Here is a 23754-nt window from a genome sequence, read left to right on the forward strand (position 1 = left end):
AAGATTTTTGTGATTATGTGAGCCGACATGTAGCAGTTCGGTTGCGTGATTGTTAAAACAATAACCTTTCAATTCCCTTTCAATGCGGCAGAAACTTTACAGGATGTGATATGCGTCTCTTATTGGCGGAAGATAACCGTGAGCTGGCTCACTGGCTGGAGAAAGCGCTGGTGCAAAACGGCTTTGCCGTGGACTGCGTATTTGACGGCCTGGCGGCTGACCATCTTCTGCACAGTGAAATGTACGCGCTGGCGGTGCTGGATATCAATATGCCGGGAATGGATGGACTGGAGGTGGTGCAACGGCTGCGTAAACGCGGTCAGACCTTGCCCGTTTTGTTGCTCACGGCGCGAAGCGCGGTGGCGGATCGCGTAAAAGGTCTCAACGTCGGCGCGGATGACTATCTGCCGAAACCCTTTGAACTGGAAGAGCTGGATGCCCGTTTACGGGCCTTGCTGCGACGCAGCGCTGGGCAGGTTCATGAAGTTCAGCAACTGGGGGAATTGATCTTTCATGATGAAGGGTATTTTCTGTTACAGGGGCAGCCGTTAGCGCTGACGCCGCGTGAGCAGGCGCTCTTAACCGTATTGATGTACCGACGAACGCGGCCGGTCTCGCGTCAGCAGCTTTTTGAACAGGTGTTCAGCCTGAACGATGAGGTAAGCCCTGAAAGCATCGAACTTTATATTCATCGACTGCGTAAAAAACTCCAGGGAAGCGATGTACGAATTACGACGCTGCGCGGCCTGGGTTATGTGCTGGAGCGCGGCGATGAAGTGGGTTAAGCCGCAATCGTTGTACCTGCAACTCTTACTGTTCCTGGGGTTGCCGCTGATTCTGCTATGGGGGCTGTCGGCGTTTAACAGTTATGTCAATGCGCTACAGGCCGCCACTCAGGCTTATGATCGTACATTGCTCTCCTCGGCGCGAACGGTATCGGAACGGCTGGTGGTGCGCAATAACCATCTGGAAGTTAACGTGCCCTGGGTGGTGCTGGATAGCTTCGAGCTTAATATGAATGATCGACTCTATTACAAAGTCGTCGACCCTTCCGGAAAGGTCATTTCCGGTTATGACGATCTGCCTGCCATGCCGCCCGCTACGCCCCGTACCCGGCTTTATCCGGCGCTGGCGTGGTTCTATCATACCGAGTATCGCGGCGAGGCGATCCGCGTGGCGCGTTTGCTACAGCCGGTCAACGAAGGCGGCATTATCGGCATGGCGGAGATTTATGTCGCAGAGACGCTGCAGTCCCGTCGTTATCTGGCGGGCCAACTGCTGTTCTCTTCCTGGATCTCACAGGGTCTGCTGGTGCTGCTAACCCTGGTGCTGGTTGGCTGGTTATTACGCCGGATCCTGCGCCCTATGCGTCAACTTTCGTCATTAATGGTACGCCGCGAACCGGGTCTGTTAACGCCGCTGCCGGAACTGCTGCCGTGGTCGGAAACACGCTTGTTAATCGTGGCGTTTAATCGCTACATTGACAGGCTCCGCGGCATCCTCTCCCGGCAGGAACGCTTTAGCGCCGATGCTTCTCACCAGTTAAAAACGCCGCTGGCGGTGTTAAAAACGCAGGCGGCGGTGGCGTTAGCCAGCCAGCATCCTCATCACTGGTACGAAAGTCTGCAGGCGATGAGCGTAACGCTGGATAGCACCATTCAGCTCACGGAAAGATTGTTGCAACTTTCTGCGGTAAAGCATAAAGAGCAGGGCGAGCGGCGTTTTTCCCCAGTGAATCTGTACGATATCGTACAGAGCGGCTGCTTTACCCGCCTGGCGCAGGCGCGAAGTAAACATATCGACCTGGGCTACGAAGGCGAACAGGAAGCGATGTGGATCGAGGGGGATGAGGTACTGCTTAGCGAGCTGTGCGGAAACTTGCTGGATAATGCGCTGAAATACACGCCTGAGCAAGGCATCGTCACCGCGCGGCTTGAACGGGATGGCGATGCCGTGACGCTGGTTGTCGAAGATAGCGGTCCCGGCATCGATGATGAACACATCCATCTGGCGCTACAGCCGTTCCACCGGCTCGATAACGTAGGAAATGTGGCCGGGGCGGGCATTGGTCTGGCTTTGGTCAATGATATCGCACGCCTGCACCGTACTCATCCCCATTTTTCCCGTAGCGAAGCGTTGGGAGGGTTATACGTTCGGATACGCTTTTTAAGCCTTGTTCCGCAGTAATGCGGACAAATGTGTCAGCGGTAAAGCACGTTTACAAAAAGTCGCATCTTGAGGTGTGACGTTTTAATCAAATGATCATACATTCCCCCTACAAACCGTAGCGTTAATTAAAAATATAGTGGGTGCAGGGGCATGAATAATCATACTAAACGACGGGGAATAGCATTAACCGTCTTTCTTGTCGGGGTTAACATCCTGGCCTGGATTTGGGCGTTCTGTGTTTTTCATCACCATGCAGTCATGCTAAGCGCAGCCATACTGGCGTATAGCTTTGGGCTGCGTCATGCGGTTGATGCCGATCATATCGCAGCCATCGATACCGTCACCCGTAAACTGATGCAGCAGGGTAAAACGCCTTTAGGCGTGGGGGCGTTTTTTTCATTGGGTCATTCGACCATTGTCGTTCTGGCATGTCTGGCGATTGTTGTGACGTCGATGGCATTTCGCGATCGTATTGATGTTTTGCATCAATATGGTTCGTTGATTGGTACGGCTGTTTCCGCTTTTTTTCTGCTGGCGATGGCCCTGCTTAACCTGTTTATTTTGTTCAACGTCTGGCGGCAATTTCGCTCGGTTACCCGCGGCGAGTCAGTGAGGGCGCATGACGAGGCCATACCTGGCGGGCTGATGACGCGTATATTTCAGCGTACGTTTCGTTTGGTCACTTCCAGTTGGCATATGTATTTTGTCGGTTTTCTGTTTGGTCTGGGATTTGATACCGCAACCGAGGTTGGGTTGCTGGGCATTTCCGCTTCAGCAGCTAACCAGGGGCTATCTCTCTGGTCAATGATGATTTTTCCTGTGCTGTTTACCGCCGGGATGGCGCTGGTAGATTCCCTGGATAACTTTGTCATGGTCGGCGCTTACGGTTGGGCTTTCTCGCATCCATTACGTAAGCTTTATTATAATATGACCATTACCGCCGCATCCGTCATTGTCGCGCTGGCGATTGGCGGACTTGAGGCGCTGGGGTTGATTGATGATGCGTTACAGTTAAGCGGAACATTTTGGCAGACCGTCAGCACGCTTAACGATCATATGGGGAATGTGGGCTTCTGGGTAGTGGGTGCTTTTGTGCTATTCTGGCTGCTCTCGTTGTTGAATTATCGCTGGCGCGGCTATGATAAAATCACCCTCAATACCTGATTGATTTCTTTAAAAATAACATTTCGGCAGTGGTGTCATATCATTGCCGAAGCATTTTATCTCCTGAGAGTATATTCTTCCCGGTAAGTGCGTTATTTTTCATGCTTGCCTTTCGTTATCAATTTAAGCAATCCGATATAACATACAATACCAAAAATAATAATAACAGTTGTATACCCAAGAATCAGCCAGTCTGCATGTGTCATAATATAATCCAGTTATCAGGTATCCCGTGTTAAGGCGATCTTTAAGCCTGTTGTCAGCAAGAACCACTGTACCCGTTCAGTGCTGTTGGCAATAACGTATTGTTTATGCACAAGAGCGTTGTTACAAATAACGTATACATTGAGCATAGACCCCACCCGCATTTTTGTAATGCCATAAAGCAAGGCTACTCCTTTAATCTACTGACGGTATGCCAGGCCAGAAGAGATAAAAGGGTAGTTGTCATCATCATCTGTTCCTGACGCCAGGTTAATGACACACACATATGAAAATGTATAACCGCTGCACGCTTTTTAGCACGTTATCTGTAACATACCGTGTTAATCAATTCCATAAAACCGAGTATAGTGTAAGTGAATTTCGAGTAATTGTCATTATGATTATATGGTGGTTAACTTATTTTTTAAATTCTGATTAAATTTCGTTTTTTATCAGTTCATCAGGATTTATGAAAAATCTGGACGTAAAAAACATATTTACGTCCAGGCTTTCTTTTTAGCAAATCGATTTTCCGGTAAAATAGGGGGTCGACCACATGCGCTTATATTCCCATTCAGGCTTTAGTATGCCGATGGAAAAAAGCAATTTTTTTTGTCTTTCCTGGCAGTAATGTCTGGCACGGCTAATATTTAGCCACATTAGTATGCTGCCGGGACTGAGTGGCCTGCACTCATTTTTAATTGCACCATTAGATACGTCAAAGTAGATGTTCATCTGGCTTTCAGATTTCAGTACAATATCAAATGCACAGGGTATCCCTTCAATATAAAGAATATGCCCAAACAGAAGGTGATGCAGTTGACTAAAAAAGTTGGCAAGGTTATCAGCGGGATAGCAGGATGAAGTATTGCCGAAACGAGACCGAAATAACTCAATAAAAATATGAGTCAGTTCATCAGAAGAACAATCAGCAACGCTTTTTACACTTCCGCCTTTTTTAAGAAACCGCTGATATTCATTACGGCGTGTTTTTTCAAACTTAGAAGAGAACGTTTCTTTGACCAGACAATTTTGTTTCTTTCTGGCGAGTTTCCATATGGCATTGCGTATTTGTGGCTGATGCAACGCCGAAAGTCGGTTAGTACGATCGGGCAAGAAGCAGCGTAAATCTGGCGCCATCGGAATAAGTATCTCATCTGAAGATAGCGGGAAGGTTCTGCGCGTCAGGATACCAATATTCTGATCATTACAGATAAAGTAGGCGCCTTTAATCTTATCATCTTCTTTATAGTGGAAGAATTTAAAATGCCAGTTATAGCGCTTCATGAAATAATCCACAATATCTGGGTGCATATTGATACTACCGCCGTATTGCGTAAACACCTCCCGGTATAGGGAAAAGGAAGACGGTTGCCAGCGGGTTAATATACGCTTAACTTCTTGTATTTTCACCAAAACTCCTGACTTAGCTTACTGAAAATGCTATTTTGTATTATTTTTTTGCTTAACCAAATAAAAATGTGACAAATGTTTAGCTTGTATTTAATGGTTAACATGCTAATCGATGACGTTATGGTGAAGGGAATAAGATTAAGATGTTGATCATAACATGAGTGAAAGCGACGGTTTAATGCCGCGCTATTCACTCGCAAGCCATTCTGTATTTAACCATCCAGTAGCGATACAGATTTCAAAAGATCCGCTGAACGGTAGCAGGATCTGCACATCCGCGTATGAAATAGTTCTACCGGGAGAGGCTGTTGACCTCTTGTATTATTGTATCCAGAATATGATAGCGTTTCCGATACTCTGCGCGTTTTTTGCTGGGGATACTTTCAGGCGCTTTACGCATCACCTGTGATGGCAGATGATATAAGGCACCTTTCTTAACGCCGTTTAGCGACTCCCAGAATTCACTATAGCTGGCCACAAAAGTTTTTTTCTTCTGGAATAAGTACCGGAGTTGACGATAAACATGGTTGTTTTCACTGACCGCATAAATCTCGTCGACATTACAGGCCTGCATCAATGTCGCAAATGCTTCATACAGCATCCGTTTAGGAAAGAGACCGTAACAATCTTTGGTGGCGTTACGTATGACTTGTGGGCCGATATGTTTACTGGGCCCTTGTAACCCGGCAACCAGCGCTATTTGCTTCCCTTCATGGCGGATAAAGGAAAATGATAAACGTGCCAACGGCGTATCATTGAAGCACAGCGTTAATGTCAGTTCACCTTCTCTGTCATAGCCACAGGGACCGCAGTAGATATCTACCAGAGCACCGTTTTTTCCTTCCAGGTGAGCGAGTAAGATTTGTTCCTCGGACAGGAGGATCTTTTTAATTTTACTTTCCGGAAAGGACTGAACGAACTGGTAGTGTTCCAGAATAGCTTTTGCCCGGCAACGTATGCTAAGCCCGGTATACAAATAGGGCCGCTGGATTTTTGCCGGCAACAGTGGACGATGAATAATCAGCGTTCTGGGCTGAGACAGATGGCATAATTCATTGAAGTATTTAATTGTCGTTACGGGGTTAATAAGGCAACGTAATACAAATTTATAGCGAAACTTACGCTCTCCCCAGCGTTTATGGCGATAAGGCGTCTGCGCCATGACTTCTTTTAACATTAATAATGGATTATATCTTTCCATATCACTTTGCTGCATCGTCATACTACGTCCCTACTACTCGATAGACTTATAACCGAGACGGTAGCCTGATTGAGTTAAACGTAAAGGCAACGAAGAAGGTCTGTACAGACGATGTTGTTAAACAGTTTATCAATGGCGGTAATAAAACGCCTGAACACGCTTTTTAATAGGTTTTCTGCTAATGAGTGGGATGAGTCCAGAACGTAGTATTAAAACGAATGCCGTGTTTATTATTTTAAATGATGTTATATACTCTAAATAATTCGAGTTGCAGGAAGGCGGCAAGCGAGCGAATCCCCAGGAGCTTACTAAAGTAAGTGACTGGGGTGAGGGAACGCGGCCGCAGCACATGCAACTTGAAGTATGACGAGTATAAGCCAATATATTTATTTGGCTGCTATTGTGTAAGCCAGACAGCAACGCGTCGTGATACGTTATTATGTAACCAGACGTAAAGGGGGTATTCACCTTATCTCTAAATGCAAATCTATATGATAAATTTTATCATGCACTGTGTTGCTGTCTCTGGGAGAAAATATATGGAGCGTTCACTCGATAGTCTGGCTGGTATGGCTAAATCTGCTTTTGGCGCGGGGACTTCTGCTGCTATGCGGCAAGCTACCTCGCCCAAAACCATTCTGGAATATATCATTAACTTTTTTACCTGTGGTGGGATACGTCGGAGAAATGAAACACAATATCAGGAATTGATAGAGACTATGGCTGAGACATTGAAAAGTACAATGCCTGACAGAGGTGCTCCGTTGCCAGAAAACATCATCCTGGATGATATGGATGGGTGTCGTGTCGAATTTAATCTTCCTGGTGAGAATAACGAAGCTGGACAAGTTATTGTACGAGTCAGTAAAGGCGACCATTCTGAGACAAGAGAAATTCCGCTTGTCTCTTTTGAAAAAATATGTCGAGCTTTACTATTCAGATGCGAATTTTCTCTCCCTCAGGATTCTGTAATATTAACTGCCCAGGGAGGCATGAATCTTAAAGGCGCTGTCCTTACCGGAGCAAATCTGACGGCAGAAAATTTATGTGACGCAGACTTAAGCGGCGCAAATTTAGAGGGGGCAGTGCTGTTTATGGCGGATTGTGAAGGTGCAAATTTTAAGGGCGCAAATCTATCGGGAACATCACTAGGCGACAGTAATTTCAAGAACGCCTGTCTGGAAGATAGCATTATGTGTGGCGCTACCCTCGATCACGCTAATCTTACTGGCGCCAATTTACAACACGCGAGTCTGTTAGGCTGTAGCATGATAGAATGTAATTGCTCCGGTGCAAATATGGATCACGCTAATGTTTCAGGCGCAACCCTTATACGTGCCGATATGAGCGGTGCGACATTACAGGGTGCTACTATAATGGCTGCTGATATGGAAGGCGCTATCTTAACCCGGGCAAACCTGCAAAAGGCGAGTTTCATTTCTACGAACCTGGGCGAGGCTGATTTGTCCGAAGCTAATTTAAAAAATACCAGTTTTAAAGATTGTACACTAACCGATTTGCGTACTGAAGACGCCACAATGTCTACGAGTACACAAACACTCTTTAACGTATTTTATAGTGAAAATATTTAGCCCTATTTGACGTAAATCTGAAATAAAAGCAATGTAAGAATAACAATCTGCTACTGAATAGTAGGTGAGAGTAAATTATTTACAGTATCTTTTATTATTACAGGAGTATGCGACGGTAAAAATATCTGAATAACCATTCCTATTTTCTCAAGTAGAACTTCCAACTAAAGCGAATTGTTTGAAAAGGAAAACGCTATGCCTGGATGTATAAGTGCCTGTTCGTGCGTTGTCAGCTCGACGCCTCCCGATCCTAAGGCCCCCCCTAAGCCTAAGTGGATAGAGTTAAAAGGTTATTGTGTTACATGTACTAGTCAGGAGGATATTCGTCCACCTAAAGAGGGTGAACCAAAGCAAAAAATGACACCCAGGGATTTAGTGCTGTTACGCGGTCTTTTAAAAGACCTGGGGGTAACACAAAATCCCTGGCAAGACCCGACAGTAAAACCCAATAACTGTGGGTTGCCATATTTTCCAGTAGTTCCTGGAGAACGAGAAACTGATGTTTGATGGTTTTCTGTCTGCAAAGCGCCTGATAAATATTATCAGGCGCTTTGTATTTTGGCGCCTACATCACTTTCATTGTCATATATCGAATGACTACAAGCGTATCCGATCCCGCCATTACCCAGACGGAAAGCCTCTGGCAAACTGTAAGAACGGTTCGCCGTCGGCAGGGAAGCGGCGGTGAACCCTGAACCGTGCTATACCATTTTTCCTGGTTGTTTCTTGTCATTAACGCTTTGAAAAATAGTTTTATTTTATCTATTCCTGTTTTGTAAAACCTCCGCTCAGTAGGCGCATTCTGCCACCCTTCCCGGATTTATTGGCAAAGCGGAGCCCGGACAGAGAGTCATATTGCAAAATCCCGTTTCTGTTTTCTTATGACCAGATTTTTGCGGTCGAAAGATTGCCTTTTTCTTAATTGAATGATAATTATTATCATTAGCATATGATAATAATTACTATATAGCCGTAACCTGGCAAGGATGTGAGCTTGAGGGCAACAGCGCTACTTTAGACATTATTTAGGGAATGGGTATGAGAGTTAAGAAGTTCATCTGGTTAATAACCGTGGTTTCTACAGGGATTAATAGTCCATTATCAGCAGCAGAATCTACAGACGACAACGGCGAAACGATGGTGGTTGAATCCACTGCCGAGCAAGTATTAAAGCAACAGCCGGGCGTTTCGATTATTACTCGTGACGATATTCAGAAGAATCCTCCCGTTAACGATCTTGCCGATATTATTCGTAAGATGCCTGGGGTTAATCTTACCGGCAATAGCGCCTCGGGGACGCGCGGAAATAACCGACAAATTGATATTCGTGGTATGGGGCCGGAAAATACCTTAGTGCTGATTGACGGCGTGCCGGTGACGTCGCGAAATTCGGTTCGCTATAGCTGGCGCGGAGAACGCGACACCCGTGGCGATACGAACTGGGTACCGCCGGAGATGGTAGAACGTATTGAAGTTATCCGTGGGCCCGCCGCCGCGCGCTATGGCTCCGGTGCCGCAGGCGGGGTGGTGAATATCATCACCAAACGCCCCACTAACGACTGGCACGGCTCGCTGTCGCTCTATACCAACCAGCCGGAAAGCAGCAAAGAAGGTGACACCCGGCGGGGTAACTTTAGCCTTAGCGGTCCGTTGGCTGGTGATACGTTGACGATGCGCCTGTACGGTAATCTCAACAGAACCGATGCCGACAGCTGGGATATTAACTCCTCCGCCGGTACCAAAAATGCCGCCGGACGGGAGGGGGTCACCAATAAAGATATTAATAGCGTCTTCTCATGGAAAATGACCCCGCAGCAAATCCTTGATTTTGAAGCGGGATACAGTCGGCAGGGGAATATCTATGCCGGCGATACGCAAAACAGTACTTCGAACGCGGTTACCAAAAGTCTGGCGCAGTCCGGGCGGGAGACCAATCGCCTGTACCGGCAGAATTACGGTCTAACTCATAACGGCATCTGGGACTGGGGGCAAAGCCGCCTGGGGTTCTACTATGAAAAAACCGATAACACCCGCATGAATGAGGGGCTCTCCGGCGGCGGCGAGGGGCGTATTACCAACGACCAGACGTTCACCACTAACCGCCTGACCTCGTATCGCACCAGCGGCGAGGTGAATGTCCCGGTGATATGGCTATTTGAGCAAACGCTCACCGTCGGCGCGGAGTGGAACCGCGATGAGCTGAACGATCCTTCCTCTACCAGTCTGACGGTTAAGGATAGCAATATCGCCGGGATTTCCGGTTCGGCGGCTAACCGTAGCAGCAAAAATAAATCGGAAATCAGTGCGCTGTACGTTGAAGATAATATCGAACCCATGGCCGGTACCAATATTATTCCGGGTCTGCGTTTTGACTATTTGAGCGAATCCGGGAGTAATTTTAGTCCCAGTCTTAACCTTTCCCAGGAGTTAGGTGAATACGTCAAGGTGAAAGCCGGTATTGCCCGTGCCTTTAAGGCACCGAACTTGTATCAAACCAGTGAGGGGTATTTACTCTATTCGAAAGGCAACGGTTGTCCAAAAGATATTACGTCGGGCGGCTGTTACCTGGTCGGTAATAAGAACCTCGATCCTGAAATTAGCATCAATAAAGAGATTGGGCTGGAATTTACCGTAGACGATTACCACGCAAGCGTCACGTATTTCCGTAACGATTATCAGAATAAGATTGTCGCAGGTGATCAGATTATTGGCAGAAGCGCATCTGGCGCTTATGTATTGCAGTGGCAGAACGGCGGTAAAGCGCTGATTGAAGGTATTGAAGCCAGCATGGCTGTTCCGCTGATGCCGGACCGTCTGAACTGGAATACCAATGCGACTTATATGATCACTTCTGAGCAAAAAGATACCGGTAATCCCTTATCGATAATCCCGAAATATACGGTGAATACCTTCCTCGACTGGACTATCACCAGCGCGCTCTCCGCTAACGTCAACTGGACGTTATACGGCAAGCAAAAACCGCGAACACATGCGGAGTCGCGTAGTGAAGAGACCAAAGGATTGTCCGGGAAAGCGCTGGGGGCTTACTCACTGGTCGGCGCTAACGTTAACTACGATATCAATAAGAACCTGCGTCTTAATGTCGGTATCAGCAATATCTTCGATAAACAGATCTATCGCTCCGCCGAAGGGGCAAATACCTATAACGAACCGGGTCGGGCTTATTATGCCGGTGTGACGGCCTCGTTTTGATGGGTTATGCCCGCCGCTGGCGGGCATATTCTGGCGACGGGTTAATGGCAGCGTGGTTCTTGGCTTGCCGGTTCGCGACTGATATCCAGCAATGCACTACGAAAAGAGGCGTTAAACATGGGCCCGTGGCCCAGGCCCGGGTAATGCTGCAGGGCCGCGTTAACGCCGTTGTTCTCAAGCGTTCTCACGGTCTCCTGAACTTTTTGCAGGAGCTCGGCCATCTGGCGTTGCCTGTTATCCCCATTCGACGCTGAACCTTCCATTATGATGAGTTTTTTATGGCAGAACGGCGACGGCTTCACTGCCGTAAGGCGATTCAACAGGGCAAAGTTATCCCTGCTGAGTGACGGGCTGGCGCTGTAATAGATATGAAAGAAGGATGACGACAGCCAGGAGTCCAAAACGAACAGGCCGCCATAAGAATGTCCCCATACCCCGCGCCGTTCGGGGTTGATGGTTATTCCTTGTTCCACCTGCGGCGCGATATGCCTCTCCAGTAGCTGGCGGAACGCTGGCCCGCCGCCGGTTTTACGATGAAAACGCGGGTTATTTTCACTGCCATCGCGATCGATTCCCGGCGCCGGCGTATAGTCATAAGCTCTGCCGTTAAGATCAAACGGCAGGTTAGTCTGATAGCCAATCGCCACAATCACCGGCGGCGAGTGGTCTGCCAGTTGTTTGAGCAGCGCCTCCGGCAGTCTGTCCATCACTGCGTTGCCGTCCAGCATATATAAGACAGGATAACCCGACGGCGGGGCGGCTTTATTGGGGATAGCGGTCCATACCCGGTAATGTCTTGCGCCATCGGCAGATTGAAAGTCATTGACCCTAAAATGGTAATATCCCGAACCTTTATCAGCGATATTCGGCCCTAATGGCTGCATATCCGGCTGCGCATAACTCAGCGCGCTAAAACAAAAACTCACTAAAAATAGCGCCATGCGATAGCACTTGTTGTGGTACTGGCGACCATACATCGGATGTGATTCCTTTTTGGCAGGTGAAGTTTTATCGGGGCAGTAGACGTAATCCGTCAATCAGTGCGCCGCGCCACCAGGCATAATCGTGACCGCCGGTGTACACGCTGCAATGGCTTTCAACGCCGGCGGCGCGCAATTTTTCATGCAACTGTTTGACCTGCGGGACCGTCGAACCTTCCAGCGATCCCACGCACAGATGCGTACGTACGGCTGGCGAGGGCGCGGATAACACATGTTCGCTGACCCATGAGCGCTCTTCTGCGCTGAAATGGGGCGGGCGATTGCGGTTGTCCGGCGTCCACCACATTGAGGGGGAGTGGCTCAGTACCAGGCCGAAGCTCTCTGGCGCGTGGCGGGCCGCCATCAGCGCGGTCACGCCGCCGAGGCTTTGCCCAGCCAGCACCGTTTGTGTACGGTCCGCCCACCGCCGTTCCGGGTATTTGGCGCGAAGGGTTGGCAGCAGGCGTTCGGCAATGTCGAGCACCAGCTCGCGGCGACCGCCGAGTATTGCGACGCGTTCACGCGCGTTGATGTTATCAATGCCGAGTACGGCCACCGGCGCGATGCGTCCGCTGCGGATGGCGGCGTCAATGGCGGCGCTTACCCCAAGATGGTCGAACCAGATCTCGCCATCCGTGAGTACCAGCAAGCCCAGCGGTTGTACGACAGGAACGTCAGGAAGATACAGCCGCACACGGCGACGTTGTCCGGCGAGCCGATGCTCTGAGGTGAAAAGCTGCCCGGCGTAAGCGCGACAGCCTGACCACTCCTCCTGTGCCGGGGCATGATCCAGCGCCAGAACGGATTCCTGCGCATTGCCCCGAACATTTATTCCCGGCGTGCTGTTCAGCGGGTCCGCCTTCCCGACAAGGGAGGCGAAACGGCTTCCAAGCTGCAACACCGTCTCGTCCGGGGTTTCCGGTGGTATTTCGACCATCGTATAGGAACCGCAGTAGGACGCCGGTAAGCGAAGCGTCAGATGCCAGATATCCGTTGTGGGCAGTTGCGTCATCATACCTTTCGCCACGTTATCTTTATCGGTGACACGGTTCAGGCGAACATAAACCCCCCGCAGAGGAGAGGCGGCACGCCACAGGAAGGTGACTTCCCGTTCATCGTCTGCGCCGTTAATGGCTGTCACCAGCGGCAGTGCGAGCGAGTTTGCTTCTCGCCAGAAGTGAGAAGCGTCAACCTGGCTTCCGGCGGCGAGTTGGCGGCGAAGGCGCGTAGCGGTCTGTATAGCGACAGGAGCGACGGGCGGGCTCAGTCTCATTCTTTGTATTCCATCTCATTTATATTTCGGTCAGTACTAATAGCTAAAGCGGCTGTTACAGGAACAGCCGCTTGCGGGCTTTCTTTTGCGTAAATCGTGGCGATAAAAACTATCCTATGACCTCTCCTTGCGTATCGCGTGTCTGGCCGATGCTGTCCCGCCACAGACGAGCATACAGGCCATGAGTCGCTATCAACTGCTCATGGCTGCCATATTCAGCGATACATCCTTTATCGATTACGACAATAACATCGCAACGGCGAGCGGTGGTCAGCCGGTGCGCGACGATAAGCGCGATGCGTTTCTCGGTATGCGTCACCCTGGTAAGCGAGGTCATTAAGCGCTCCTCGGCGCTACGGTCGATACGCGCTGTCGCCTCGTCGAGCAGCAGAATATGCGCCTGCGCCAGGTGGGCGCGGGCGAGGGCAATCAACTGACGCTGGCCCGCGGACAGATCCGTGCCGCCGTTATTGACCGGAGTACGGAACCCCAGCGGCAGATGTTGCACAGTTTCAAAGAGTCCCGCCCGTCGCGCCGCGCTCTCCACCTCCGTGTCGCTGCTGTTTGGCCGCGGATAGCGGATATTTTCGGCAATATCGCCGCTAAATAATGCGACATCCTGAGTGACCAGCCCCGTCTGGCGACGATAATCACTAAGCGACGCGGCATCAATTAGGCGCTCACCGACACGGATTTGCCCGCTACCGGGAGAGTAGAGTCCGGCCAGCAGCTTGATCAACGTCGATTTGCCAGCGCCGCTACGTCCGACCACCGCGACTACCGTTCCTGGCGGAATGGTGAGCGAGAGCTTATCAAGCACAGGTTGCGTTTTTTCGGGATAGCGGAATGTCAATGCCTCCAGACGTAGCGCGCCGCCAGTGCCAGGCGTTATGGAGGACGGTTCAATATTCTCCGTGTCCTCAGTCGCCAATAGCGCATTGATATGTTTGCCGCTGGCGGTCGCCTGCTGCCAGGAATCAACAATGCCTGACAACTGCTGTACCGGGCCATAAAATTGTCCCAGTAGCAGGAAGAACGCCGCCAGTATCCCGGGCGTCATTTCGCCTCCGGCGACCCGGGTCGCCCCGATTAAAAGCACGGCGGCATAGGCGGCCTCGGTGCAGAAGGTCAGGAACGGAAAATAAACGGCAAGGTATTTTTGCGCCCGCACGCGGGTGGCGCGGAAGTTATCTGATAACGCCCGTAGCCTGGCGGCTTCCTGCTTCTGTTGGCCGTGTGACTGTACTACCCGCATACCGGAGACCTTTTCCTGAAGCGTACTGTTCACCTTACCAATTTCCAGCCGTGCCTGAGCGTAGGCAGGCGAGCTCAAACGGCGGTAAATCCACGTCGCCAGCATCACTACAGGCACGGCGCTTAATGCCGTTAACGCAAGAATGGGGTCAAGCCAGAACATTGCCGCGGCGATAGCGACCATTGTCACGATGCTGGTGGCCGCGCTGGCAAGACCGTTTTGCAGAAATCGGGCGAGTGAATCAACGTCGACGGTCATGCGAGTAAGACGCGAGTCGATGTGCTTCTCGTGCCAGGGAAGACTCAGGCGTAGCAGGTGGCTGAAGCTGCGTAAGCGTACCGTATGCTGTACCGACTCTGCCGCGCGGGCGGCGAAGATCGTTTGCAGCGCATAGCAGCACCAACCAATCGCCACCAGACACAGCGCGAGCAGAGCGCATATGCCAATAGTCGACATATCCCCTGCGGCAACGCCTGAGTCAATACCGCGCTGCAAAAGCACCAGCACGCCAACGCCTGCGGCGGAATCAAGCGCGATAAGCAGGGCGGCGATGACGAACATCCAGGCTACTGGCGTCAGCAGCGATGAGACTTGACGCCCGTGGCCTGCCAGCGCCATCTGTACGGCGCGTTCCGGAACGCGCGTCATTCGGTCGACAAAACCTTTTCCAGCGGGTGTCTGGCGCTCATGCGCGTCGTCGGATTTTACCGCCTGCGTTGTTGGCCATAGCTCACGTTGTTCCGCCGGGGCGAGGGCGAGAAAATCCCCCTCGCCGCTCATCAGCGAGCGAAACGTCGGACACCTTGCATCCAGCTCCGCCTGGGTACCGATATCCACGACGCGGCCTTTATCCAGTACGACGATCCGATCGGCTAACTGCAGTGTTGAACGGCGGCGTGCAATCACCAGCAGCATATGCTCATTATCGGCATAACGACCAAGAGCCGTATTAATTTCCGCTTCAGTACCGGCATCGACCGCCGAGGTGGTGTCATCGAGAATCAGCAGTTCCGGCGCGGTAATCAGTGCCCGGGCTAGCGCAATACGCTGGCGTTGGCCGCCGGAGAGGTTGCTTCCGCGTTCGGTCAGTCGGGTGTTGAACCCCTGCGGTAGCGCATTGATGAACCCGCTGGCGCCTGCGGCATCGGCGGCGCGTCGAATGTCGTCCTGAGTCGCTTGCGGGTGCCCATAGGCGATGTTTTCCGCCACCGTACCGGCAAACAGAAACGCGTCTTCAAAAACTACGCCAACGCGACGACGAAGCGCCGTCAGTTTCAGGTCGCGAATATTCTGTTGGCCCGCAGTGGTGTTGAGCCACACCCCGCCGGAGGTAGGATCGTAAAAGCGCGCCAGCAACATCAGCAATGTTGATTTTCCGGAGCCGGAGGCGCCAACCACTGCCACGGTTTCACCGGCGTGAATGGAAAACGAGATCTCATTGAGGATACGGTTACCGTTGTCGTAGTGGAAACTCATCTTCTCCACGTCCAGCCCGATAATCTGACCTTCAACCGACTCAGTACCGTCTTCCATGCGAGAACGCGTGTCGATAAGCGCGAAGACGCGCTCTACCGACGCCTGTGTGCGCTGTGCGATAACCAAAAACGATGCCAGTACGCGGGTAGGGCCGGTCAGCATAGCGAGAAAACTCGCGAACGCAACGAAGGTTCCCAGATCGATGCGCCCATTCATTACCGACCAGCCGCCATAGCACAGCAGGACGATTTGCCCTATCACCGGTAGCGCCAGCATGGTTGCGCCCGGCATCGCCTGCGAGATAGCGGCGCCGATGCGTACCCGCACCATCTGCCGCGACTGACCATCGAGCCAACGCGTTTCGCGCAACTCCGCCACGCAGGACTTCACCACTGAGATCTGTTCCAATACTTCGCGCATATGCTCCGTCATGTGCGCCAGCCGGTCTGAGGCAAGCCCCGTTTGCGCGAAAACACGGCGACGGGCGCGCAGGGCGGTAATAGCAAGGGCGGCCAGTACGCAAATCACGATAAGCGTCATGGATGGCGACATCCATAGCATCACCGCGATACCGGCCACATAGTAAGTGAGCACCGCCAGCGGCACCGGACACATCTGTAGCAAGGTGTGTACCTGTTGAAGATCGCTGTTGGTACGCGAAATGACCTGCCCGGTACGCAAGGCGTCCTGGCCTGCGCCGTCCAGTTTCTGAATACTGTCGAACGCACGGCTACGTAACGTATGCTGAACCCACAGCGAGAGTTCCCCGGCATAGCCGCGGCGCACGTAATTCCCGATAAAATCAAAAAGGGCAATTAACAGCAGGCCGCAGGCAAGTAACGGCAGGTGGGTTGTATCGCCTGCTATCGCGTCATTGACGGCCTGACGCGTTATTAGCGGCGTCAGCGCAGCCAGTAAAATGGTCGATACTGATGCTACGATGACAATGATGCTCAGTGTTTTACGTTCCCAACACACGCGGGCAAGGCGAACTATCCAGGCACGAGCGGGCATGGGGGAATGAGTCGCGGGCATTAAGCCTCCTTATCGGTGAAAGATGAGATATGGCGACACACGCTGGGTTCAGCCGCCATATTGTCATTGCGCTGCCGCGGTTAGCCGTGTTGCAGCATGGCGATCAGTTTTTTTGCCACCTCGGTCGGGCAAGGCTGGGCCGCCATTTCCGCCGCGACCTCCTGCGACGCCTCGCGAAGCGCGCGATTACCGAGGAAGGTATTGATCATGCTGCTCGTAAGCCCGCTCTTACCGGGAATAATGCCGCATCCGCGCTCGACCACGGCGCGGGCATTGACGGGTCTGTCGGCACCCTGGCCAAAGACTATCTGCGGAATGCCGGCATGCAGCGCCGTCAGGGTGTTGCCTGCGCCGCCATGGTGGATAAAACCGTCGGCGCCGTTAAGGAAAACGCCCATCGGAAGCCAGTCGACCAGACGGACATTCGGCGGCAGTGAACGTAAATCCGAGCGGGCGTTTGCCGGAAGATGCAGGATGATTTCGGCATCTACTTCGCCGGCAGAATCCATTACCCAGGAAATCAGATCCAGGCCATCTACCATCGGTTTGACGGTGCCGAGGCTGACCAGAAGACGCTTGCGATCAGGTGTACGTTCCCACCATTCTTCCCAGACGGCGCCGCCGTTATACGGGACGTATTGCATGGAGATAACCGGCTCTCCGTCATTTTGCAGTATGCTCATGCTGGGCGGTGTGACGTCTATCCACGCCAGATCTCTTGGTGGCGCGCTGACCCCATGGCGGCGGTAGGCGTTAGAAAGTGATTTCGTCACGCCTTTGATGTGCCAGGGCGTATGACCGAAGCCGACGGTTTGCATCACTACCGGAATGTCATACTTAGCGGCAATCAGTGGTCCAACGACCCCAAGGGGAGGATAGACGATGAGATCTGGCCGCCACTGCCCGGCGAACGCGACCAGCGGGTCGGTCATCTCTTCGCTGAAGAATGAGAAGTTCCCCATTTTTGTTCCAATGTTATTTTCTTTTCGTAATGCCTCCTGACGGCGATAACCCGCTTCCGAATCGAAACCAGGCGCAGCGTCAAATACCACCAACCCAGCTTCTGCTGCTTTCTGTGCAAATTTTCCACCGCTTGCAATCAGCACTTCATGGCCATTAACACGAAACGCTTGCGCCAGGGACAGCACAGGGTATAGCAGTCCATACAGTGGTGGACCGACAAACAGAATACGCATGAGAAATCCTCTCTCTCCACGTCATAAATCGAACAAGTTGTTAATGAGAATGATAATAATTACCAATATCATTTGAAAAATGCAATAACAAATACGACCCTTGATCATGTGATGATTTTTTGCGTAAAAATCGGGAAAGAGGAGAGCGTTAAGCGGTGAAGTTTGGTTTCAGGCTTATTTACGCGCGTATGGTCGCAAAGGCAAAGCGCCAGGATTGGGGAACTGGATTCGCATACCAGACGCCCGTGGATTATTAATGATAACTTCGCAAATAACCTTTCAGACAATGAGGTAAACGTACCGACAACAAGGTAACGGGAAACGTAGGGAGTAGTATTGATAACACGTTGCGGGGCAATTTAACGGTGTCCGGCGGCGGATCGTGTTCTGTGTGGACTTTCCGGCGTTAAATCCCGTATCACCTGCGAGCATGGACTATCTCTGTGGTATCAACTCTGTAGTAATTTTGTCCCCTTCGTCTTCATTAACCAATGAAACCAGCTTTAACGTCACCGTTCGAATGTTGCGAACGAACAGCTCCTTATGCGGAATATCGTCACCGCTCTGCGATTTTTATAGCGCATCAGCCACACGATTTATTGGTTCTTGAAAACCAAGGTTTTTGATAACCAATGTTATGCCAGGCTTACCTGTGTCATCCAGGTTATCGACACTTGAGGCATAAACTTTACTACTTTTTCTGTCTGTAATTGCTTACACCTAACAGTTTGATTAAAAAGCCTTTCTATGTGAACGCAGTGTCTGCTAGTGTTTTGAGCGATATCGTCTATAGCTGGATGTAACATAGGCCTTATCGTGAGCGCGCTACACTATATATGTTAATGCGTTGAATTTTTTCTCTTTTTAATTAGATGCTGTCTTTTTCGTATACCCTTCCGGTTTATTTATGCCATACGCCTGTATTACGAAAATGTTATATCCATCCTGTTGTAATTTTTATTTTAATTCATTCGTTTTTTATGCGGCTTGCCGGAAAATATCTGTATAAGGTAGATACGCCAATACCAAAAATAATAGCTAGTTGCTGCCGAGGATGGCCTTTCTCTAATAGCCGACTAATCTGTTCCTGTTCATGTTTGTTGATCGCCCGAGGGCGCCCTCCCAGTCGTCCTTGCGCTCTGGCGGCAGCCAGTCCGGCAAGGGTTCGCTCGACAATTAATTCTCGCTCCATCTCGGCCAGTGCTGACATTACATGAAAAAAGAATCGCCCCATCGCGCTACTGGTATCAATACTATCGGTTAAAGAATGGAAGTGAGCTCCACGTTCATGTAATTCTGATATTAACGCCACCAGGTTTTTCACGCTGCGGCCCAGTCTGTCTAATTTCCAGACGACAAGAGTATCGCCTTTATTTACATACTTTAACGCTCGTTTCAGGCCGGGGCGGTTTGCAATCTTGCCACTGATACGGTCCTCAAAAATGCGGTCACAATTTGCACTAGTAAGCGCATTACGCTGTAAATCGATATTTTGGTCAATTGTTGACACCCGAATATACCCAATAGTAGCCATGATTTTCTCCTTTACATCAGATAAGGAAGAATTTTAGTCGCTTTTCTCATGGAGGATTGCTTTATCAAAAACCTTCCAAAAGGAAAATTTTATGGCACAAGTAATCAACACTAACAGTCTGTCGCTGCTGACCCAGAATAACCTGAACAAATCCCAGTCCGCACTGGGCACCGCTATCGAGCGTCTGTCTTCTGGTCTGCGTATCAACAGCGCGAAAGACGATGCGGCAGGTCAGGCGATTGCTAACCGTTTTACCGCGAACATCAAAGGTCTGACTCAGGCTTCCCGTAACGCTAACGACGGTATCTCCATTGCGCAGACCACTGAAGGCGCGCTGAACGAAATCAACAACAACCTGCAGCGTGTGCGTGAACTGGCGGTTCAGTCTGCTAACAGCACCAACTCCCAGTCTGACCTCGACTCCATCCAGGCTGAAATCACCCAGCGCCTGAACGAAATCGACCGTGTATCCGGCCAGACTCAGTTCAACGGCGTGAAAGTCCTGGCGCAGGACAACACCCTGACCATCCAGGTTGGTGCCAACGACGGTGAAACTATCGATATCGATCTGAAGCAGATCAACTCTCAGACCCTGGGCCTGGATTCACTGAACGTGCAGAAAGCGTATGATGTGAAAGATACAGCAGTAACAACGAAAGCTTATGCCGATAATGGTACTACACTGGATGCCTCAGGCCTTGATGATGCGGCCATCAAAGCGGCCATTGGTGGTACGACTGGTACGGCTGCTGTAACGGGTGGTACAGTTAAATTTGACGCAGATAATAATAAGTACTTTGTTACTATTGGTGGCTTTACTGGTGCTGATGCCGCCAAAAATGGCGATTATGAAGTTAACGTTGCTACTGACGGTAAAGTTACACTTGCTACGGGTGCAACTAAAACCACAATGCCTGCTGGTGCGGCAACTAAAACAGAAGTACAGGAGTTAAAAGATACACCAGCAGTTGTTTCAGCAGATGCTAAGAATGCCTTAATCGCTGGCGGCGTTGACACTGCCGATGCAAATGCCGCGACATTGGTCAAAATGTCTTATACCGATAAAAATGGTAAGACAATTGAAGGCGGTTATGCGCTTAAAGCTGGCGATAAGTATTACGCCGCAGATTACGATGAAGCGACAGGAGCAATTAAAGCTAAAACCACAAGTTATACTGCTGCTGACGGCACTACCAAAACAGCGGCTAACCAACTGGGTGGCGTAGATGGTAAAACCGAAGTCGTTACTATCGACGGTAAAACCTACAATGCCAGCAAAGCCGCTGGTCATGATTTCAAAGCACAACCAGAGCTGGCTGAAGCAGCCGCTAAAACCACCGAAAACCCGCTGCAGAAAATTGATGCCGCGCTGGCGCAGGTGGATGCGCTGCGCTCTGATCTGGGTGCGGTACAAAACCGTTTCAACTCCGCTATCACCAACCTGGGCAATACCGTAAACAACCTGTCTGAAGCGCGTAGCCGTATCGAAGATTCCGACTACGCGACCGAAGTCTCCAACATGTCTCGCGCGCAGATTCTGCAGCAGGCCGGTACCTCCGTTCTGGCGCAGGCTAACCAGGTCCCGCAGAACGTGCTGTCTCTGTTACGTTAATTTATTTCGTTTTATTCAGCCCCGTGAATCCGGGGCTTTTTCATTCAGCATAGATGAATATATCTTTATGGAATGTATAGCTGTAAATGATATTTCCTACGGGCGAGAAGCTGAAATATGGCCGCGGGATTATTCTATGCTTGCTCGTCGAGTTCAATTTCTACGTTTTAATAATATCCCTGTTCGATTGGTGAGTAATAATGCCCGGATAATCACAGGCTACATTGCGAAGTTTAATCCGAAGGAAAATTTGATTCTGGCTTCGGATAAACCTAAAGGAAATAAGCGCATTGAAGTTAAACTAGAGTCTCTGGCTATTCTTGAAGAATTATCAGGTAATGACGCTTTTAATCTTTCGCTGGTGCCGGCTGACGAATTTAATCTTCAGCAATATACTCCATCAAGAAGAGATTATTTCTCGATTTGCAATAAGTGCTATAAACAGGGAGTCGGTATCAAAATCTATATGAAGTATGGACAGGTTTTGACTGGCAAAACGACAGGCGTAAATGCGTGTCAGGTTGGTGTGAGGAAGTCCAATGGCAATCATATGCAAGTTATGTTTGACTGGGTGAGCAGGATCACGTCTTCGGACTACGCTGAATAACGCCTACGGTAATAAAAAATTCCGTGAGAAAATATTGCTCCTGGAGGAACAGAGACCATTCGACAGCGCATAGATAGTTTCGCCGCTGCTCGTGCCACTACGGCCAGGACGCTTAAAGCAGCTGACAGAAAAGAATTGATCATTAAAGCTTCGCAAAGAAGGTCTGCTGAATCTTCGCAAATCTATGGATACCGTAGCCCAACATCCTGGCGTCTCACGGGCAACTGCTTATCTTTATGCTCGACAGTCTGACTGCGAGCTTTGCCCCAGCCAGGCAGGACTCTCAGTGAGTGTTCTATTTTCTTTGACTCTCGTATTCCAATTCTTTCAGGAGTTATTGGTGAGACTTTTGGCGTTTTGCCCTGTCACCCATCGCGCAGCCGCTTTACCCACCGCGTCATTTGACTCCAGTGTCCGTAAGGTTCTCTGCAATCCTCACCAGGCGGCAATGGACGTAAAAAAGCCCGCAGAGCTTGTGCTATACGGGCTTAGTAGACTTTACTGAACTTCAGTACATCAATATTTGGGCTGGCGGAGTTTGATTTTTGTTTTTAAATCATTGAAAATGAACTTCTATTTATTAATTCAACTTTTTGAATATACCAATTCGTATACCAATGGCTTTTTTCCATCTAAAACGTGCAGCTTCCAGCTCTATAGGCGTGGTAATAAAAAATGATTTTATGAAAAATCCTTCACACTCTACACCTTTCATTATTATTCTTTAAAATCAATATGATGATGGGTGATGGATGGGTGAAGCATTGCACTAATCATGCATCAGTGGTGAAGGATGGCCCCTGATGCCAAATTCCATCCCGGGCAGATCACTGCGACTATGTTGGGTATTTGCATTCAATTGACTACCCGTTTGCATTTTACTTGACCATCGCCAACAAAAAATCGCCACTGTTGCTGAGGGGGGTAGTCTTGGCATTGCGTGACCGGCAGCTGTGTGCCCAGGCTGTGTGAAAACTCTGACCTAAAACTGAAGTGCGCGCATCTACGCAAAATCTTGAATCAGTCGACAGGTTAGCTGAGCCGAATTTTACGTATGAGCGCTGTTTTCAACACTGTTTTACACAGATTAAGCGACCAAAACAGTTTTCACACAGCCTGTGCCAGGAGCGGACGTTGCTAATTCCGCGTAGTATTAATTACACTGTAGCGAACCACCGTTTTGCCAGGAAGCATTGTAGTTACATTAGATGTTAATGTATTTTTGTTATCTTCTGAATTAATTGAACTTTTAGGTGAAATGGGTGAATACTTTATCATTAGATGATCTTGGCCCACGCATATGCATCATGGGGCCATCAAATAGCGGTAAATCCACACTGGCAAAAGCCATTGCTTCTAAGACGTCATTCCCTTTAATTCATCTGGACCAGTTGCATCATTTACCTGATACAAAATGGGTTCCCCGTGTACCAGAAGATTTTTATCGGTTACATGAAGAGGCTGTTAGTGGAGAAAGATGGATAATAGAGGGCAATTACACAAAGTGTATTTCTTCCCGGCTTGAACGTGCTACAGGGTTGATACTGCTTGAAGTGCCGGTAGCAATTGCATTGCAACGCTATATTCGGCGATGTTATTCGTCAAAGCCCAGGATCGGTGGTCTCACTACCCGAAGGGAGAATGTCACATGGGAAATGCTTAAATACATTGTGCGTATTGCGCCTAAAAACCGCCTTGTCCACAGGAAAATTTTCGAGCAGGCAACCATTCCAAAGCTGATGTTGTCATTACCTCGCGATATTAATGCCTGCTATCGAAGCTGGGATATTTCATAGCATTTTCAATATATTATTATGCTTCCGATTAGAG

At 49.9% G+C, this 23754-nt stretch carries 16 protein-coding genes and 1 pseudogene; 10 read left to right on the top strand and 7 right to left on the bottom strand.

Annotated elements, in window-relative coordinates; translation table 11 throughout:
* Window positions 1-110: 110 nt before the first annotated feature.
* The 3 genes from tctD to ACLJTG_RS08910 all read left to right on the top strand — a co-directional run bounded on the left by tctD (window position 111) and on the right by ACLJTG_RS08910 (window position 3333).
* A complete protein-coding gene (gene tctD / locus ACLJTG_RS08900; protein WP_001237934.1) occupies window positions 111-785 on the top strand; it encodes a transcriptional regulator TctD in 675 nt (224 codons plus the stop codon).
* Window positions 772-2187 (top strand): sensor histidine kinase, encoded by a 1416-nt coding sequence (locus tag ACLJTG_RS08905; RefSeq protein WP_000872338.1) that lies wholly within the window; start codon window positions 772-774, stop codon window positions 2185-2187. The genes tctD and ACLJTG_RS08905 overlap by 14 nt, the downstream gene beginning before the upstream one ends.
* Before the next feature lie 132 nt (window positions 2188-2319).
* Complete coding sequence (locus ACLJTG_RS08910) at window positions 2320-3333, top strand: HoxN/HupN/NixA family nickel/cobalt transporter (RefSeq protein WP_001059351.1); 1014 nt, start codon at window positions 2320-2322, stop codon at window positions 3331-3333.
* A gap of 720 nt (window positions 3334-4053) precedes the next feature.
* On the opposite strand, the gene ACLJTG_RS08915 is transcribed toward ACLJTG_RS08910, so the two are convergent.
* A complete protein-coding gene (locus ACLJTG_RS08915; RefSeq protein WP_000701506.1) occupies window positions 4054-4950 on the bottom strand; it encodes an antimicrobial resistance protein Mig-14 in 897 nt (298 codons plus the stop codon).
* A 292-nt stretch (window positions 4951-5242) separates the two neighbouring features.
* Window positions 5243-6172 (bottom strand): VirK family antimicrobial peptide resistance protein, encoded by a 930-nt coding sequence (locus ACLJTG_RS08920; RefSeq protein ID WP_000178741.1) that lies wholly within the window; start codon window positions 6170-6172, stop codon window positions 5243-5245.
* A gap of 518 nt (window positions 6173-6690) precedes the next feature.
* Here ACLJTG_RS08920 and pipB2 point away from each other — a divergent pair.
* From pipB2 to ACLJTG_RS08935, 3 genes are all read left to right on the top strand, one after another.
* Window positions 6691-7743 (top strand): SPI-2 type III secretion system effector PipB2, encoded by a 1053-nt coding sequence (gene pipB2 / locus ACLJTG_RS08925; protein WP_023198590.1) that lies wholly within the window; start codon window positions 6691-6693, stop codon window positions 7741-7743.
* Between the two features lie 174 nt (window positions 7744-7917).
* Window positions 7918-8250, top strand: a complete 333-nt coding sequence (locus ACLJTG_RS08930; protein ID WP_014343883.1) for a hypothetical protein — start codon at window positions 7918-7920, stop codon at window positions 8248-8250.
* A 531-nt stretch (window positions 8251-8781) separates the two neighbouring features.
* Window positions 8782-10956: a TonB-dependent siderophore receptor gene (locus ACLJTG_RS08935; RefSeq protein WP_275656322.1), complete on the top strand. Its 2175-nt coding sequence runs from the start codon at window positions 8782-8784 to the stop codon at window positions 10954-10956.
* A gap of 41 nt (window positions 10957-10997) precedes the next feature.
* Here ACLJTG_RS08935 and ACLJTG_RS08940 read toward each other — a convergent pair whose 3' ends face one another.
* The 5 genes from ACLJTG_RS08940 to hin form a co-directional block, all read right to left on the bottom strand.
* Window positions 10998-11933 (bottom strand): alpha/beta hydrolase, encoded by a 936-nt coding sequence (locus tag ACLJTG_RS08940; RefSeq protein WP_079951067.1) that lies wholly within the window; start codon window positions 11931-11933, stop codon window positions 10998-11000.
* Window positions 11934-11964: 31 nt separating this feature from the next.
* Window positions 11965-13209, bottom strand: coding sequence for an esterase family protein (locus tag ACLJTG_RS08945; RefSeq protein WP_001582021.1), 1245 nt, complete (start codon window positions 13207-13209; stop codon window positions 11965-11967).
* A gap of 109 nt (window positions 13210-13318) precedes the next feature.
* Window positions 13319-16975: a salmochelin/enterobactin export ABC transporter IroC gene (iroC, locus tag ACLJTG_RS08950; RefSeq protein ID WP_079951065.1), complete on the bottom strand. Its 3657-nt coding sequence runs from the start codon at window positions 16973-16975 to the stop codon at window positions 13319-13321.
* A gap of 80 nt (window positions 16976-17055) precedes the next feature.
* Window positions 17056-18171, bottom strand: coding sequence for a salmochelin biosynthesis C-glycosyltransferase IroB (gene iroB, locus ACLJTG_RS08955; protein WP_001221110.1), 1116 nt, complete (start codon window positions 18169-18171; stop codon window positions 17056-17058).
* Window positions 18172-19138: 967 nt separating this feature from the next.
* Window positions 19139-19705: a flagellar phase variation DNA invertase Hin gene (gene hin / locus ACLJTG_RS08960; protein ID WP_000190913.1), complete on the bottom strand. Its 567-nt coding sequence runs from the start codon at window positions 19703-19705 to the stop codon at window positions 19139-19141.
* Window positions 19706-19796: 91 nt separating this feature from the next.
* On the opposite strand from hin, the gene ACLJTG_RS08965 reads away from it, so the two are divergent.
* From ACLJTG_RS08965 to ACLJTG_RS08980, 4 genes and pseudogenes are all read left to right on the top strand, one after another.
* Window positions 19797-21317, top strand: coding sequence for a FliC/FljB family flagellin (locus tag ACLJTG_RS08965; RefSeq protein ID WP_000079790.1), 1521 nt, complete (start codon window positions 19797-19799; stop codon window positions 21315-21317).
* Between the two features lie 67 nt (window positions 21318-21384).
* A complete protein-coding gene (gene fljA / locus ACLJTG_RS08970) occupies window positions 21385-21924 on the top strand; it encodes a phase 1 flagellin gene repressor FljA (protein WP_198898398.1) in 540 nt (179 codons plus the stop codon).
* Between the two features lie 27 nt (window positions 21925-21951).
* Window positions 21952-22174 (top strand): annotated as a pseudogene (locus ACLJTG_RS08975) (helix-turn-helix domain-containing protein); the annotation flags it as partial.
* Window positions 22175-23186: 1012 nt separating this feature from the next.
* On the top strand, window positions 23187-23720 hold the full coding sequence (locus tag ACLJTG_RS08980) for an AAA family ATPase (RefSeq protein WP_410958925.1): 534 nt from the start codon (window positions 23187-23189) through the stop codon (window positions 23718-23720).
* Window positions 23721-23754: the final 34 nt, after the last annotated feature.

The organism is Salmonella sp. SAL00672 (assembly GCF_046552175.1).
Classification (GTDB): domain Bacteria; phylum Pseudomonadota; class Gammaproteobacteria; order Enterobacterales; family Enterobacteriaceae; genus Salmonella; species Salmonella enterica.

What these genes read in the sequence shown, in the direction of transcription:
- pipB2 (WP_023198590.1), top strand. Translation starts at nt 6,691, where the DNA reads ATGGAGCGTTCACTCGATAGTCTGGCTGGTATGGCTAAATCTGCTTTT.
- ACLJTG_RS08920 (WP_000178741.1), bottom strand. Translation starts at nt 6,172, where the DNA reads ATGACGATGCAGCAAAGTGATATGGAAAGATATAATCCATTATTAATG.
- ACLJTG_RS08940 (WP_079951067.1), bottom strand. Translation starts at nt 11,933, where the DNA reads ATGTATGGTCGCCAGTACCACAACAAGTGCTATCGCATGGCGCTATTT.
- ACLJTG_RS08935 (WP_275656322.1), top strand. Translation starts at nt 8,782, where the DNA reads ATGAGAGTTAAGAAGTTCATCTGGTTAATAACCGTGGTTTCTACAGGG.
- ACLJTG_RS08905 (WP_000872338.1), top strand. Translation starts at nt 772, where the DNA reads ATGAAGTGGGTTAAGCCGCAATCGTTGTACCTGCAACTCTTACTGTTC.
- fljA (WP_198898398.1), top strand. Translation starts at nt 21,385, where the DNA reads ATGGAATGTATAGCTGTAAATGATATTTCCTACGGGCGAGAAGCTGAA.
- ACLJTG_RS08965 (WP_000079790.1), top strand. Translation starts at nt 19,797, where the DNA reads ATGGCACAAGTAATCAACACTAACAGTCTGTCGCTGCTGACCCAGAAT.
- tctD (WP_001237934.1), top strand. Translation starts at nt 111, where the DNA reads ATGCGTCTCTTATTGGCGGAAGATAACCGTGAGCTGGCTCACTGGCTG.
- ACLJTG_RS08945 (WP_001582021.1), bottom strand. Translation starts at nt 13,209, where the DNA reads ATGAGACTGAGCCCGCCCGTCGCTCCTGTCGCTATACAGACCGCTACG.
- iroB (WP_001221110.1), bottom strand. Translation starts at nt 18,171, where the DNA reads ATGCGTATTCTGTTTGTCGGTCCACCACTGTATGGACTGCTATACCCT.
- ACLJTG_RS08910 (WP_001059351.1), top strand. Translation starts at nt 2,320, where the DNA reads ATGAATAATCATACTAAACGACGGGGAATAGCATTAACCGTCTTTCTT.
- hin (WP_000190913.1), bottom strand. Translation starts at nt 19,705, where the DNA reads ATGGCTACTATTGGGTATATTCGGGTGTCAACAATTGACCAAAATATC.
- iroC (WP_079951065.1), bottom strand. Translation starts at nt 16,975, where the DNA reads ATGCCCGCGACTCATTCCCCCATGCCCGCTCGTGCCTGGATAGTTCGC.